This window comes from Stappia taiwanensis (assembly GCF_014635285.1).
Classification (GTDB): Bacteria; Pseudomonadota; Alphaproteobacteria; order Rhizobiales; family Stappiaceae; genus Stappia; species Stappia taiwanensis.
In genome coordinates this window covers 1-13506 of record NZ_BMCR01000007.1, presented here as the reverse complement: position 1 = coordinate 13506, position 13506 = coordinate 1, and the positions used below count along the sequence as shown (strand labels likewise).

The 13506-nt window shown below is 65.7% G+C and carries 11 protein-coding genes and 1 CRISPR repeat array; of the genes, 8 read left to right on the top strand and 3 right to left on the bottom strand.

Annotation, left to right across the window (positions count from 1 at the left end; genetic code table 11):
- The first annotated feature begins 136 nt into the window (after nucleotides 1-136).
- From IEV83_RS15410 to IEV83_RS20260, 3 genes are all read left to right on the top strand, one after another.
- Nucleotides 137-1954 carry an IlvD/Edd family dehydratase gene (locus IEV83_RS15410; RefSeq protein ID WP_181761303.1) on the top strand — a complete coding sequence of 606 codons (1818 nt, stop codon included), beginning with the start codon at nucleotides 137-139 and terminating at the stop codon, nucleotides 1952-1954.
- 32 nt (nucleotides 1955-1986) lie between these two features.
- The gene (denD, locus tag IEV83_RS15405) at nucleotides 1987-2970 is read left to right on the top strand and encodes a D-erythronate dehydrogenase (protein ID WP_181761304.1); all 984 of its coding nucleotides are present in this window, start codon (nucleotides 1987-1989) and stop codon (nucleotides 2968-2970) included.
- Nucleotides 2971-3231: 261 nt separating this feature from the next.
- Nucleotides 3232-3900 carry a GntR family transcriptional regulator gene (locus IEV83_RS20260; protein WP_443096377.1) on the top strand — a complete coding sequence of 223 codons (669 nt, stop codon included), beginning with the start codon at nucleotides 3232-3234 and terminating at the stop codon, nucleotides 3898-3900.
- A 61-nt stretch (nucleotides 3901-3961) separates the two neighbouring features.
- Nucleotides 3962-5879: a CRISPR direct-repeat array (repeat unit 31 nt; unit sequence GTTTCAATCCACGCCCCCGTGAGGGGGCGAC).
- 207 nt (nucleotides 5880-6086) lie between these two features.
- Here IEV83_RS20260 and cas2 read toward each other — a convergent pair.
- The 3 genes from cas2 to cas4 are packed head-to-tail and all read right to left on the bottom strand — an operon-like array spanning nucleotide 6087 to nucleotide 8093.
- Nucleotides 6087-6377 carry a CRISPR-associated endonuclease Cas2 gene (cas2, locus tag IEV83_RS15395; RefSeq protein ID WP_181762139.1) on the bottom strand — a complete coding sequence of 97 codons (291 nt, stop codon included), beginning with the start codon at nucleotides 6375-6377 and terminating at the stop codon, nucleotides 6087-6089.
- 8 nt (nucleotides 6378-6385) lie between these two features.
- Nucleotides 6386-7420 carry a type I-C CRISPR-associated endonuclease Cas1c gene (gene cas1c, locus IEV83_RS15390; RefSeq protein ID WP_181762138.1) on the bottom strand — a complete coding sequence of 345 codons (1035 nt, stop codon included), beginning with the start codon at nucleotides 7418-7420 and terminating at the stop codon, nucleotides 6386-6388.
- Between the two features lie 4 nt (nucleotides 7421-7424).
- On the bottom strand, nucleotides 7425-8093 hold the full coding sequence (gene cas4 / locus IEV83_RS15385; RefSeq protein ID WP_181762137.1) for a CRISPR-associated protein Cas4: 669 nt from the start codon (nucleotides 8091-8093) through the stop codon (nucleotides 7425-7427).
- 184 nt (nucleotides 8094-8277) lie between these two features.
- Here cas4 and IEV83_RS15380 point away from each other — a divergent pair, with 184 nt between their 5' ends.
- The 5 genes from IEV83_RS15380 to IEV83_RS15360 all read left to right on the top strand — a co-directional run.
- Nucleotides 8278-8955: an ArsR/SmtB family transcription factor gene (locus IEV83_RS15380; RefSeq protein ID WP_181762136.1), complete on the top strand. Its 678-nt coding sequence runs from the start codon at nucleotides 8278-8280 to the stop codon at nucleotides 8953-8955.
- A gap of 123 nt (nucleotides 8956-9078) precedes the next feature.
- Nucleotides 9079-9714 (top strand): TetR/AcrR family transcriptional regulator, encoded by a 636-nt coding sequence (locus tag IEV83_RS15375; protein WP_181762135.1) that lies wholly within the window; start codon nucleotides 9079-9081, stop codon nucleotides 9712-9714.
- Nucleotides 9715-9833: 119 nt separating this feature from the next.
- Nucleotides 9834-10991, top strand: coding sequence for an iron-containing alcohol dehydrogenase (locus IEV83_RS15370; protein ID WP_181762134.1), 1158 nt, complete (start codon nucleotides 9834-9836; stop codon nucleotides 10989-10991).
- A 14-nt stretch (nucleotides 10992-11005) separates the two neighbouring features.
- Complete coding sequence (curA, locus tag IEV83_RS15365; protein WP_181762133.1) at nucleotides 11006-12043, top strand: NADPH-dependent curcumin/dihydrocurcumin reductase; 1038 nt, start codon at nucleotides 11006-11008, stop codon at nucleotides 12041-12043.
- Between the two features lie 586 nt (nucleotides 12044-12629).
- Nucleotides 12630-13506: helix-turn-helix domain-containing protein (locus tag IEV83_RS15360; RefSeq protein WP_188478611.1), on the top strand; the 877-nt coding region annotated here is incomplete at its 3' end.

The following is a 13506-nucleotide window of genomic DNA, read 5'->3' as shown; positions in this document are numbered from 1 at the left end:
ATCTGGCGATTTACGGGGGCGAAGGCGACTGGGTTGGCGGCTGGGCGTGAGGAGTGCATTCCCAGATCCGATTTTATTGTATACATTAATGGCAACCATCCTTGACACAAACGGATATCGAAGGCCCGCAGATCCCATGAGCACCCCCCCGAGCAAACCCGCCTTGCGGTCCCGCGCCTGGTTCGACAATCCGGACAATCCGGACATGACAGCGCTCTATCTGGAGCGCTACCTGAATTTCGGCCTGTCGCAGCAGGAGTTGCAGTCGGGCAAGCCGATCATCGGCATCGCCCAGACCGGCTCGGACCTCTCCCCTTGCAACCGGCACCATCTGGAACTTGCCAAGCGGGTGCGCGATGGCATTCGCGAGGCCGGCGGTATCCCCATCGAGTTTCCGGTTCATCCGATCCAGGAGACCGGCAAGCGGCCGACCGCCTCGCTCGACCGCAATCTGGCCTATCTGAGCCTGGTGGAGGTGCTCTACGGCTATCCGCTCGACGGGGTGGTGCTGACCATCGGCTGTGACAAGACCACCCCCGCCTGTCTGATGGCGGCCGCCACCGTCAACATTCCGGCCATCGCCCTGTCGGTCGGGCCGATGCTGAACGGCTGGTTCCGGGGCGAGCGCACCGGCTCGGGCACCATTGTGTGGAAGGCCCGCGAGATGATGGCCGCCGGCGAGATCGACTATGAGGGGTTCGTCAAGCTGGTCGCCTCCTCCGCCCCCTCGACCGGCTATTGCAACACCATGGGCACGGCGACGACCATGAACAGCCTCGCCGAGGCCCTGGGGATGCAGCTTCCCGGCTCGGCGGCAATCCCCGCGCCCCATCGCGACCGGCAGGAGATGGCCTATCGCACGGGCCTGCGCATCGTCGACATGGTGCATGAGGACCTCAAGCCGACGGATGTGATGACCCGCGCGGCCTTCCTCAACGCCATTCGCGTCAACTCCGCCATCGGCGGCTCCACCAACGCGCCGATCCACCTCAACGGCATCGCCCGCCACCTCGGGGTGGAGCTGTCCATCGACGACTGGCAGACCCATGGCGAAACGGTGCCGCTGCTGGTCAACCTGCAGCCGGCGGGCGAGTATCTCGGCGAGGATTTCTTCCGCGCCGGCGGCGTGCCGGCGGTGGTTCGCCAGCTCATGTCGGCCGGACTCATCGAGGAGGACGCGCTGACCGTCAACGGCCGCAGTCTCGGCGAGAACTGCCGGGATGCGACCATCGAGGACGAACGGGTGATCCGTCCCTTCGACCGGCCGCTTCTGGCCAATGCCGGCTTCCGGGTTCTGCGGGGTAACCTGTTTGACTCCGCCATCATGAAGCTGTCGGTGGTGTCCGACGAATTCCGCCAGCGCTACCTGTCGAACCCGGACGACCCGATGGCGTTTGAGGGACGGGCGGTGGTGTTCGACGGGCCGGAGGATTACCATGCACGGATCGACGATCCGGCTCTCGCCATCGACGAGACCTCGATCCTGTTCATGCGCGGCGCCGGGCCGATCGGCTATCCGGGCGCTGCCGAGGTGGTCAACATGCGCGCGCCCGACTACCTGCTCAAACGCGGCGTGACCTCGCTGCCCTGCATCGGCGACGGGCGCCAGTCCGGCACGTCCGGATCCCCGTCGATCCTCAACGCCTCGCCGGAGGCGGCGGCCGGCGGCGGGCTGGCCTTGCTGAAAACCGGCGACCGGGTGCGTATCGACCTCAACGCCTGCTCGGCCGATATCCTGATTTCCGATAGCGAACTGGCGGAGCGGCGCAAGGCGCTGGAGGCCGCCGGAGGCTATGCCTACCCGGCGCACCAGACGCCCTGGCAGGAGATCCAGCGCGGTCTCGTCGCTCAACTGGACGCCGGCATGGTGCTCGAACCGGCGGTCAACTACCAGCGGCTCGCCCAGGGCGGGACCGATGGCACCCAGCCGCCGGTGCCGCGCGACAATCACTGACCCCGCAACGCCCGGAGGAGGAGGGAACCGCCATGCGCATCCTGATCATCGGCGCCGCCGGCATGCTCGGCCGCAGACTGACCGAACAGCTGCTCGCCAACGGCAGACTGTGCGGCAGCCAGATCGCCTCGATCCTTGCGGTCGACGTGGTCCGGCCGGCGTTCTCCTCCGACGCCGGACCAACCCTTGAGACGGCGACCGCCGACATCACCGATGCGAACGCACTGCGAACGCTGGTGGCGCGCAAGCCGGACGTGATCTTCCATCTGGCGGCAGTGGTCTCCGGCGAGGCCGAAACCGCCTTCGACAAGGGCTACGCCGTCAATCTGGACGGCACCCGGCACCTTCTGGAGGCGGTGCGCCAGGTCGGCGAAGGCTACCGGCCGCGCCTTGTGTTCACCTCCTCCATCGCCGTCTTCGGCGCCCCCTTTCCCGAGAAGATCGACGATACGTTCCAATGCGCGCCGCTGACCAGCTACGGCACGCAGAAGGCGATCGGCGAACTGCTTCTGGCCGACTACACCCGCAAGGGGTTCGTTGACGGGGTCGGCATTCGCCTGCCGACCATCGTCGTGCGGCCGGGCAAGCCCAACAAGGCTGCCTCGGGCTTTTTCTCCAGTATCATCCGCGAACCGCTCGTCGGACAGGAAGCGATCCTGCCGGTCGCGGACACGGTGCGTGCATGGGTCGCCAGCCCGACGGCGGCGGTCGGCTTCCTGCTGCACGCGGCCAACATGGACACGGGCCTTCTGGGCGACCGACGGTCGCTGACCATGCCCGGCCTGTCGATCACCGTGGCGGAGATGATCGAAGCCCTGCGCCGGGTGGCCGGCCCGCAGGTCGCCGGCCGGATCACGCACCAGCCGGATCCGGAAATCGCCGCCATCGTTGCCGGCTGGCCACGGGACTTTTTGGCCACGCGGGCGGAGGCCGCCGGCTTCCGGGCGGATGCGGATTTCGACACCATCATCTGCGACCACATCGCCGATGAGGAGGCGCGAAAGGCGGCGAGCTGAGCCGCGACCGACGCGGGGAGCGGCTATCGGCTCTCATGTTCCCTCCCGCGCGAAAAACGGCTATGCCACCGCGGGCGCACCGGGCTGGGACGCAGGGCCAACCGGCGACCCGCCCGGCGCGAAGAGCGACACGCAAACACAAGACACCGACAAGCGGGGAGCAGGGCTCTGGGCGGACGGGGACGAAAAAGCGGATCGGCGACCGGCAGGGCGCATGCCGACGGCCAGGCCTTTTCCAGACCAAGGCCCAGCCTTCAGGGCATCGCCAGACTGCCGGCGCGCGAGCGCGCCTATCACGACCTGAAATACCGCATTCTGGAAGGCCGCTTGCCCCCGGGCACCACCTTGCTGGAAACCGAGGTGGCCAGCCTCCTGTCGCTGAGCCGGACACCCGTGCGCGAGGCGCTGATCCGGCTGGAGGAGGAAGGGCTTGTCGACGTGCGGCCGCGCCATGGCATCACCGTCCGGGCGCTGTCGATCGAGGAGATCGAGCAGATCTACCAGGTGTTCTCGACCCTGGAGGTCAAGGCCGCGCAACTGACAGCCCGGCGCGGCATCAGCGCGGCCGACTACGAGCGGCTTGACGGCATTCTCAGCCAGATGGAACGGGCCACCAAACGCGGCGACATCGCGCAATGGTCCGAGCTGGACGATCTGTTCCACGCCGAACTGGTCGCCCTTTGCGGCAACCCGCGCCTGCAGGGCATGCTGCGCCAGCTCTGGGACCAGCAATACCGCGCCCGCATCGCCATCGCCGGGCTTCGCCCGCTGCCGGTAATCTCCGACAAGGAGCACCGGGCGATCCTGGCGGCGATCCGCGCCGGCGATGAGGCGGAGGCAACCCGGCTGCACCAGCAGCACCGGGACCGGGCCGACACCCTGCTGCTGTCGCTGCTGCGCCAACAGCAGGGCCAGCCCTCCGGCGGCTGAGGCAGCCACGCCCCCGCGAGGGGCGACCCCTGACCACCCGCCGTTTTGAGCTGCTGCACCCGTTTCAATCCACGCCCCCGTGAGGGGGCGACCGACCGGCCGCCCGAAATATCATCCGTTTCAGGGTTTCAATCCACGCCCCCGTGAGGGGGCGACCACCGCACCGCCACCAAAAATAAATTCATCGGCGGTTTCAATCCACGCCCCCGTGAGGGGGCGATCCTTGAGCCGAATGGCTGGTATGCTGTCGCAACGTTTCAATCCACGCCCCCGTGAGGGGGCGACTTTTTGTCGATCCGTCCGAGATCATCATGACGCCAGTTTCAATCCACGCCCCCGTGAGGGGGCGACAACACCCAATGTACGGCCCCATAATGAGCGCACGTTTCAATCCACGCCCCCGTGAGGGGGCGACCGGATGCCGACGAACAGCAACTGGACACCGTTCGGTTTCAATCCACGCCCCCGTGAGGGGGCGACGATCAACCTCTACACGATCGGCGTGGACTCGGCGTTTCAATCCACGCCCCCGTGAGGGGGCGACGGCCAATCATCGAGGCGTCGCGATGGTCCTGGCGGTTTCAATCCACGCCCCCGTGAGGGGGCGACATTGCGCGCGCGGGATCGGATCGAGGGTCCTCCCGTTTCAATCCACGCCCCCGTGAGGGGGCGACGCCAGCTCGGCAACCAGCGAGGCCAGCGCCTCGCGTTTCAATCCACGCCCCCGTGAGGGGGCGACTCGACAGCGCGACCGATGTGACGGCGCAATATTGGTTTCAATCCACGCCCCCGTGAGGGGGCGACGGGCCTTTTTTGTGGGGCGCATGATGGCGACGGATGTTTCAATCCACGCCCCCGTGAGGGGGCGACTCCCGCTGATCCGCCAAACAATCGATTTCACGATCGTTTCAATCCACGCCCCCGTGAGGGGGCGACCCAGCAGCAGCCCGCTGATCAGCGCCACCGCGAGTTTCAATCCACGCCCCCGTGAGGGGGCGACATCCCGCCGGCGCCATCAAATGCCGGCAGCAGCGGGTTTCAATCCACGCCCCCGTGAGGGGGCGACTCGAGACGCCGGTCGTGGCCGTCGGGATGTCCTCGTTTCAATCCACGCCCCCGTGAGGGGGCGACTTGCCGCTCGAGTCCGGCCGGGCTTCCCGCACCCGGTTTCAATCCACGCCCCCGTGAGGGGGCGACGACTTGTCGAACTGATCGGCGCCCTTGTAGTTGATGTTTCAATCCACGCCCCCGTGAGGGGGCGACGCGCGTCATGGGTCAATTGCCACTGGTCGCCCTCGTTTCAATCCACGCCCCCGTGAGGGGGCGACAGGCAGCTCGCGCGGCGTCATGGCGATCACCTCCGTTTCAATCCACGCCCCCGTGAGGGGGCGACTACGGATCTCATCAAGGAGGCTCGAGACCTCCGCGTTTCAATCCACGCCCCCGTGAGGGGGCGACCAAAAGGGTCGTGATCGTAATCTGCGCTGTATGAGTTTCAATCCACGCCCCCGTGAGGGGGCGACAAGGGCGGCTGCCGGGGCGTTTGCCGACTGGCTGTTTCAATCCACGCCCCCGTGAGGGGGCGACCAGGATACGCGCCAATGCAAGCATGCCCCGCGACGTTTCAATCCACGCCCCCGTGAGGGGGCGACCATATTGTATTCATCGTCCGGAGAATTTTGTTCTGTTTCAATCCACGCCCCCGTGAGGGGGCGACTGGCGCGCCGGATGATCCGGACGTGATCGCCGGGCGTTTCAATCCACGCCCCCGTGAGGGGGCGACTCCTTGTACGCCTTTTCAATCCGGCTCTTGTCCTCCGTTTCAATCCACGCCCCCGTGAGGGGGCGACAGGGGGCGCTGTCTCTGCCGGCTCGATGTTCTTTGTTTCAATCCACGCCCCCGTGAGGGGGCGACGCCCCGGGTGTTGTCACCTGCGGTCACCCTGTTGTTTCAATCCACGCCCCCGTGAGGGGGCGACGTCCCCCTCCTATCACGTTGCCGGATCAAAGAAAAATCGTTCGCCAGCGCGAACCTCTGCAAAACGTGTCCACAAATCATCGCCCATGCCGCACCTGTCTGGAAAAAGACAAATTTTTTCATCCCTGTAAGGCCAGCGCGAACCTCCCGGGGAATCCGGACACGCTTGCGGTTCGCGCTGGCCCGGACCTCCGCCGGTTTCCCGGTCTCAGATGATCAGCGTTCCGCCGAGATCGGTGGCCGGCTTGGCGCCGACATGCTCCACCCGCCGCTGCCAATTGGCGCCAAGATAATAGTAGCGCAAGCTGTCCGCCTCCGGGTCGATCGCCGCTTCCAGCCGTGCCTTGAGCCGGGTCCACTGCGCCGGATCCACCTCGATCTCGAAGACCGAAAACTGCACGCGCTGCCCATAGTCACGGCAAGCCTTGGCGACCCGCCGCAATCGCCCGGGCCCGCCGGCATCGGACGTGCGCACGTCATAGGTCACAAGCACCAGCATCGTCTCTCCTATTTCCAGAACCAGGGTGGGTAGGCATCGAGATCGCCGCGCAGATGCCGCGACAGAAGCTGCGCCTGCAGGTAGGGCACCAGTCCGAGCGGTGCCTTCTCCTGCAGGAACGGATGCATCCGCTCCTCCTTCTTGCGTTCCTGCCAGGCGGCGAGCACGGTCTTGCGGCCATCCTCGGACAGGGACACGGCGCCGCCGTCCCGCGTCTCGAAGTCGCCGGCCCGCAATTGCCGGCGGTTGAACATGGACAGGGCCAGCCGGTCGGCGAAGACGGGCCGCAACTCCTCCATCAGATCGAGCGCCAGACTGGGCCGACCCGGCCGGTCGCGGTGCAGAAAACCGACAGCCGGATCAAGGCCAACGCTTTCGGCTGCGGCCCGGCAATCGTGGGTAAGCAGGGTATAGAGGAAGGACAGCACCGCATTGACCGGATCGAGCGGCGGGCGCCGCGAGCGACCGCGAAACCGGATCTCCTCATCCGGCGACCGCAGCAAATGATCAAAGACGCCGAAGTAGAGCTTCGCCGCCTCTCCTTCCGCGCCGCGCAGGGTTTCCGCTCCCTCGCCCGCCCCAGTGATGCGGCGCAGGATCTCCGCCTGACGCCGGATCGCCGCGTCGATGGCCCGGCGCCGCGTCTCGTCAAGCTCGGCCCCGTGATCACGCAGCGCCCGCATCAATACACCGCGCTGGTTCGCCACCTTGCCCAGCACGAGCCCGCGCACGATCTCGTCCGGCATCTCGGAGAGACGATACTGGGCGCGCCGCAAGAGGACATTGCCGGATTGAGGCCCCTCGACCCGCGCCTGAAACCGGCCGATCCGATCCAGCAAAACAATGGCAATTCCGCCCGCCGCGCAGGCCTGCATCAACGCCGGAGAGAGATAAATCCCACCAAAGACAACAACGGAGGCCAGCATGTGCAAGGGCACCCGCGCCCGCTCCTCCCCCTCGACCTCGGCCACCAGATTTTCGCCGTCCTTGCGCAGGCCCGCCCCCTCGACGGTCACATACAAGGTGTTGAGCAGCTTCTTCATGCGGTCAGTCCCCCTCCGCCAGCAGATCGCGCACCATCCGGTCACGCCAGGCCGCCACCGCGCGCCCGGCCAGCTTCGGCCGGCACAGCTCGGCCAGCGAACACGCGCGGCAGCGCTCGGCGCGATACACCGCCGGCGGTGTCGTCTCGCTCGCGAGAACCCCGCGAAGCTCTTCGATCGTGTCCTCGGTGAGGCGGCGCAGGCCCGCGTCGAACGGCACCGCCACCCGGCGCCGGGTGGCGGCATAAAAGAGCACACCTTCCGGCACGGCGGCGCCGGTCATTTCCTCCAGACACAGCCCCTGGGCACAGAGCTGCACCTCGTCGGCCCGGTGCAATTTCGGCTTGCCGCGCTTGAATTCCACCGGACATGGGATCTCGCGATCTGTCGTCTTGCCAGACGCCGTTGTGCCAGATGCGCCCGGCAGAAACTCCACCAGATCGGCCACCCCGGCGATCCCAAGACGTGCGGAAGCCAGCGGCAGCGCGTTTTCCCGCCGCACACCTCGGGCCTTGCGCCCACCGGGCAGATCGACCGTCGCATGCAGCCTGTCGCCTTCGGCGGTGAAACGATTTTCCGCCCACAGCCGCTCCAGATGGATCAAGGCCGCCTGCCGCAGGCAATAGACCGCATGCTGAAGCGCGGAGATCGGGATCGGATCGGCGGGAAGCATGACACCTGGCCTCGTTTAGCCATCAAAGAACCGGCGGCCTCACCGGCACCCCACGGCGGGACGGCGCCCTCGCCTCGAGTGTCGCCAATGGGCACACCTTTAACTTGTGAGAATGCGCCACCCCTCGCGTACTGGCAATGCTCAACACATTGATTGAATGGTGGCCACGCCCTAGATTCCCGGGATGAACACCCATCAAACGCACATCGAGACCCTTGCCCTTCTGGCCCGCACGCTCGGAAACGCCCACCGCCTCGCGCTTCTGGAGCACATCGCGCAAGGCGAGCGGAGCGTGGAGCGTCTGGCGGAACTGACAGATCTCTCCCTCGCCAATGCCTCCCAGCACCTGCAGCACCTGAAGCGTGCCGGCTTCGTCCAGACCCGGCGGGAGGGAAAGAATGTGCTCTATCGGCTGGGCACTGGCCCGATCGCCCCTCTGCTCGTTGCCTTGCGCGACTATGCCGACCACCAGCAGGCGCGGATCCATGACCTGGTGGCGGACAGTCGCAGCCATCCGGCCCGGCTCGAGCCGATCTCGCGCGAGGAGTTGCTGCGGCGCATGAGCGAGGAGAGCGTCACCCTGCTCGATGTCCGGTCGGAAGATGAATTCGCCCTCGGCCATCTGCCCGGCGCGATCAACATCCCGGTCGAGGAGCTGGAGCGCCGGCTGGCCGAACTGCCGGCCAAGCAGAACATCGTCGCCTATTGCCGCAGCCCCTATTGCGTTCTGTCGGTCGATGCGGTCGCCGCCCTGCGTGCCCACGGCCTTGCGGCCCAGCGGCTGGCCAATGGTTTCGTCGACTGGAAAGCGGCCGGGCTCGACGTGGAGACCGCCACCCGGGTGTACGATCCCGGACCCTGACGGCACATCAGCGGGCAAGCCCCATCGCCAGCCACCTCGTCCGCAAAGGGCGATTGATGGCGGCAAACAAAAATCTCACCCCACCACTAGACGACCGGTCTATTCGCTCCTATATGCCGGATCATGAAACGGCAAACTCCAGACACAGCTTCTCAAGACTCAGCGTCTCAAGAGACGCTTGCGCAGGACACTCGCAGCCACATCCTCGCGGTCGGCCGCCGGCTGACGGCGACCCGCGGCTACCGGGGCGTCGGCCTCAGCGAGCTGTTGCAGGCCGCCAGCGTGCCGAAGGGCTCCTTCTATCACTACTTCGCCTCCAAGGAGGCCTATGGCTGTGCACTGCTGACCGCCTTTGTCGAGGAGTACGAAAAGGGCCTGTCCCGCTCATTGAACGACGACCAGCTGACGGCGCGCGACCGGCTCCTGACCTATTTCGAAACCTGGCACGCCCGCCAGATCAGCGGCAATCCGGAAGATCGCTGTCTGGTGGTCAAGCTCTCCGCCGAGGTGGCCGATCTCTCCCCCGACATGAGCCGTATCCTGCAACGCGGCGTCGCGGCGATCCTGCGGCGGCTGTCGCAGACCCTGCGCGACGGGGCCGAAGACGGCTCGATTGCCCCGCTCGACGATGCGGAGAGCCTGGCCGAGGCGATCTACCATCAATGGCTCGGTGCCAGCCTGCTGGCCGGCCTGTCCCATGACGATGCCCCCTTGCGCTCGGCCATGCACATGACCCGCAAGATGATCCCGCCCGCCTGAGCGCTCTTCTTTCGCCCACCCTCTAGCCGACCGGTCTATTTCCACCCCAAACCGACAAACCACACGGTACGCCCCCATGGGCCCCGACCGGGCCCCGGATACGCCAAGGATTTGACTGCATGAACAATTTCGACTTTCACAACCCGACGCACATCCTGTTCGGCAAGGGGCGCATCGCCGACCTTGATGCCCGCGTCCCCGCCGACGCCAAGGTTCTGATCCTTTATGGCGGCGGCAGCGCCGAACGCACCGGAGTGCTTGCCCAGGTGCGCGCCGCACTCACTGGGCGCAAGCTGATCGAATTCGGCGGCATCGAGCCGAACCCGCGGTTCGCCACCGCGCTGAAGGCGGTGGAGCTGATCCGAGACAACGGCATCACCTTCCTTCTGGCGGTTGGCGGTGGCTCGGTCATCGACGCCACCAAATTCATTGCCGCCGCCGTGCGCCACGACGGCGATCCTTGGGAGATCCTCACGTCCCAAGGCGCTGTTGTCGCCGATGCCATGCCCTTCGGTACCGTGCTGACCCTGCCGGCCACTGGCTCGGAAATGAACCCCGGCTCGGTGATCACCAATGCGGAGAAGGGGGCGAAACTCGCCTTCCTCAGCCCGCATTGCTACCCGGCCTTCTCGATCCTCGATCCGGAGGTGACCTACTCCCTGCCGCCGCGCCAGATATCCAACGGGGTCGCCGATGCCTTCGTCCATGTCATCGAGCAGTATCTGACCTATCCAGTGGCCGCGCCGGTGCAGGACGGCTTCGCCGAAACCCTGCTGCGGACGCTGATCGATCTCGGGCCGAAGGCGCTCGCCACCCCGCAGGACTACGACACCCGCGCCGCCTTGATGTGGACGGCGACGCAGGCGCTTAACGGGCTGATCGGCGCCGGGGTGCCGCAGGACTGGTCCAGCCACATGATCGGCCATGAGATCACCGCGCTGAACGATACCGACCATGCCCGCACGCTGGCGGTGGTGCTGCCGGCCCTGATGAATGATCAGCGCGAAGCAAAACGTGCCAAGCTGCTGCAATATGCCCGCAATGTCTGGGACATTCGCGAGGGCAGCGAGGAGGAGCGCATCGATGCTGCGATCGCGGCCACGCGCGGCTTCTTCGAAAGCCTCGGCATCAAGACGCGCCTTGGCGACTATGCCGTTGGCACGCCGGAAATCGACATCATCGTCAGTGCCCTGTCCGATCATGGCCTGACCGCCCTTGGCGAGCATCGCAGCATTGCCCCCAGCGATGCCCGCCGCATCCTTGAAGCCGCTCTTTGAAAGGAAACACACACATGCCCCAGACCGACACCGTGAACCGCCAGTGGATTCTGGCCGAACGCCCGATCGGCGAGCCGACCGACCAGACATTGAAACTGGTGGAATCCCCCCTTCCCGTCGCCGGGCCGGGCGAGATGCTGCTGCGGATCGAGTACCTCTCGCTCGACCCTTACATGCGCGGGCGTATGAGCGATGCGCCCTCCTATGCCCCGCCCGTCCAGATCGGCGAGGTGATGACCGGTGGCACCGTCGCCCGGGTGATCGCCTCCCAGCTCGATGGGTTCGAGGTTGGCGATCTGGTCCTGTCGCGCAGCGGCTGGCAGGATTATGCGGTTTCCGACGGCACGGAGGTCGCCAAGCTCGGCAAGGCGCCCGCGCACCCCTCCTGGAGCCTCGGTATTCTCGGCATGCCCGGCTTCACCGCCTGGGCCGGCCTGACCCGAATCGGCGAGCCGAAAGCCGGCGAGACCATCGCGGTTGCCGCCGCCACCGGCCCGGTCGGCGCCACCGTCGGCCAGATCGGCAAGATTCTGGGCTGCCGGGTGGTCGGCATCGCCGGCGGGCCGGAGAAATGCGCCTATGCGGTCGAGGAACTGGGCTTTGACGCCTGCATCGATCACAAATCGCCGGACTTCGCCGAGCTCTTGGCAAAGGCCTGCCCCGATGGCATTGACGTCTATTACGAGAATGTCGGCGGCAAGGTTCTCGACGGGGTTCTGCCCCTGCTCAACCCGAACGCCCGGGTTCCGGTCTGCGGCATCATCTCCCAGTACAATGCCACAAGCCTGCCCGAGGGCCCCGACCGGCTCAACTGGCTGATGGCGCAGATCCTGCGCAAGAAGCTCAAGTTCCAGGGCTTCATCATCTTCGACGATTTCGGCCATCTCTATCCCGAATTCGCCGCTCAGATGAGCGGCTGGATCGAGAGCGGCAAGATCCGCTACCGCGAAGAAATCATCGATGGGCTGGAGAACGCGCCGCGCGCCTTCATCGGCCTCTTGCGCGGGGAGAACTTCGGCAAGCGCGTCATTCGCGTCCGCCCCGCCGAATAAACCTCCCCTGACACGCGAACAGCGTCCTTGCCGGCACTAACCGCCGCCGGCAAGGACACGATCTGCACCGGCGCCATCCTGCTCTTGGCCCCTCGAAGCGGACCTCGACGCGTTCGCTCAGGAGCCTGAAGGTCACGTTCGCGCCCCTCTCAGTACCGCAATGCGTCGACGATCATTCTCGTGATCTTCGTCATCGTGCCTGCCGAGATGTTCGGGGCTTTGCTGATCAGGTGCCGCTTGTTCTCGAGAGTGGGGCACTCGCGATCCTCCCACGCCGCAATCTCGGTGAATTCCTGCGTCTTTCCACCGGCAGGAACAACCCCAACCTCCTTCCGGAGGCCGAGGTTTGGGAAAGCCTGCTATCGCGGGGATCTTTGGTTGAGGGAGAGCGCGACAGTTGATCTCTGAGGCTGTCGACCGCCCAAATCCCGGCTACGGCGCGGGTTCCGTTGATCGGCTCACTGTGCCTGAACGCAAAAAACCTCCGCGGCGTGGCCTGCGGAGGTTTTTGTGCCCGAGCTGAGACATAGGTGACAGAACGTTCCGGACACATGGGTAACACTTTTCGCTTTGGCGGGAGGTGTCGATGCCGTGGCAAGAGGTGTCCAAAGTGGAGGAACGTCTTCGTTTCATTGCCCGCCTGCTGGCTGGCGAAGGCATGAGTGCGGTTTGCCGGGAGTTCGGCATTTCGCGCAAGACCGGCTACAAGATCTGGAACCGTTACCAGCGCGATGGGCTGGAGGCGCTTTGCGACCGGTCGCGCCGGCCGGTGCGCCATGCCAACCAGCTTCCCGAGCAGGTTGAGCGCCTGATTGTCTCCACGAGGAAGGACAAGCCCCACTGGGGTGCACGCAAGATCCGGGAAGTGCTGGTTCGGAAGTTGGCCGGTGACGTTCGCATTCCTGCGCAAAGCACGGTGCATGCGGTTCTGGACCGGCACGGCCTTGTCAGCAGAGCCCGCAAGAGGCGACGCGCCCACAAGGCCGAAGGAACGCCTCTTTCGGCAGGCCTTGCCCCCAACGATCTGTGGGCCGCCGACTTCAAGGGCGAATTCAAGCTGGGCAACCGGCAATATTGTTACCCTTTGACGGTCACCGACCACGCGTCCCGCTTTCTATTGAGCTGCGAGGCCTTTGACTCAACGAAGGAAAAGCCGGTCATGGAGGCCTTCCTCGCCCTGTTCAAAGAGCGCGGATTGCCCTCTGCGATCCGGACGGACAACGGCTTGCCGTTCGCCTCGCCGAACGGGCTCTACAATCTGTCCAAGCTGTCGGTGTGGTGGCTGCGCCTGGGCATCGGCATTGAGCGCATCAAGCCCGGCCACCCTCAGCAGAACGGCCGCCACGAGCGCATGCACCTGACCTTGAAGAAGGAAGCCACCCGGCCTGCGGGCATGAACAACCTGCAGCAGCAGGCCAAATTCGATGCTTTCGTGAGGGAATTCAACGAGGAACGCCCCCATG

Excerpts from the sequence above, each read along its gene's own strand:
- curA (WP_181762133.1), top strand. The coding sequence starts at position 11,006 with ATGCCCCAGACCGACACCGTGAACCGCCAGTGGATTCTGGCCGAACGC.
- IEV83_RS15380 (WP_181762136.1), top strand. The coding sequence starts at position 8,278 with ATGAACACCCATCAAACGCACATCGAGACCCTTGCCCTTCTGGCCCGC.
- cas1c (WP_181762138.1), bottom strand. The coding sequence starts at position 7,420 with ATGAAGAAGCTGCTCAACACCTTGTATGTGACCGTCGAGGGGGCGGGC.
- IEV83_RS15410 (WP_181761303.1), top strand. The coding sequence starts at position 137 with ATGAGCACCCCCCCGAGCAAACCCGCCTTGCGGTCCCGCGCCTGGTTC.
- cas2 (WP_181762139.1), bottom strand. The coding sequence starts at position 6,377 with ATGCTGGTGCTTGTGACCTATGACGTGCGCACGTCCGATGCCGGCGGG.
- IEV83_RS15370 (WP_181762134.1), top strand. The coding sequence starts at position 9,834 with ATGAACAATTTCGACTTTCACAACCCGACGCACATCCTGTTCGGCAAG.
- denD (WP_181761304.1), top strand. The coding sequence starts at position 1,987 with ATGCGCATCCTGATCATCGGCGCCGCCGGCATGCTCGGCCGCAGACTG.
- cas4 (WP_181762137.1), bottom strand. The coding sequence starts at position 8,093 with ATGCTTCCCGCCGATCCGATCCCGATCTCCGCGCTTCAGCATGCGGTC.
- IEV83_RS15375 (WP_181762135.1), top strand. The coding sequence starts at position 9,079 with ATGAAACGGCAAACTCCAGACACAGCTTCTCAAGACTCAGCGTCTCAA.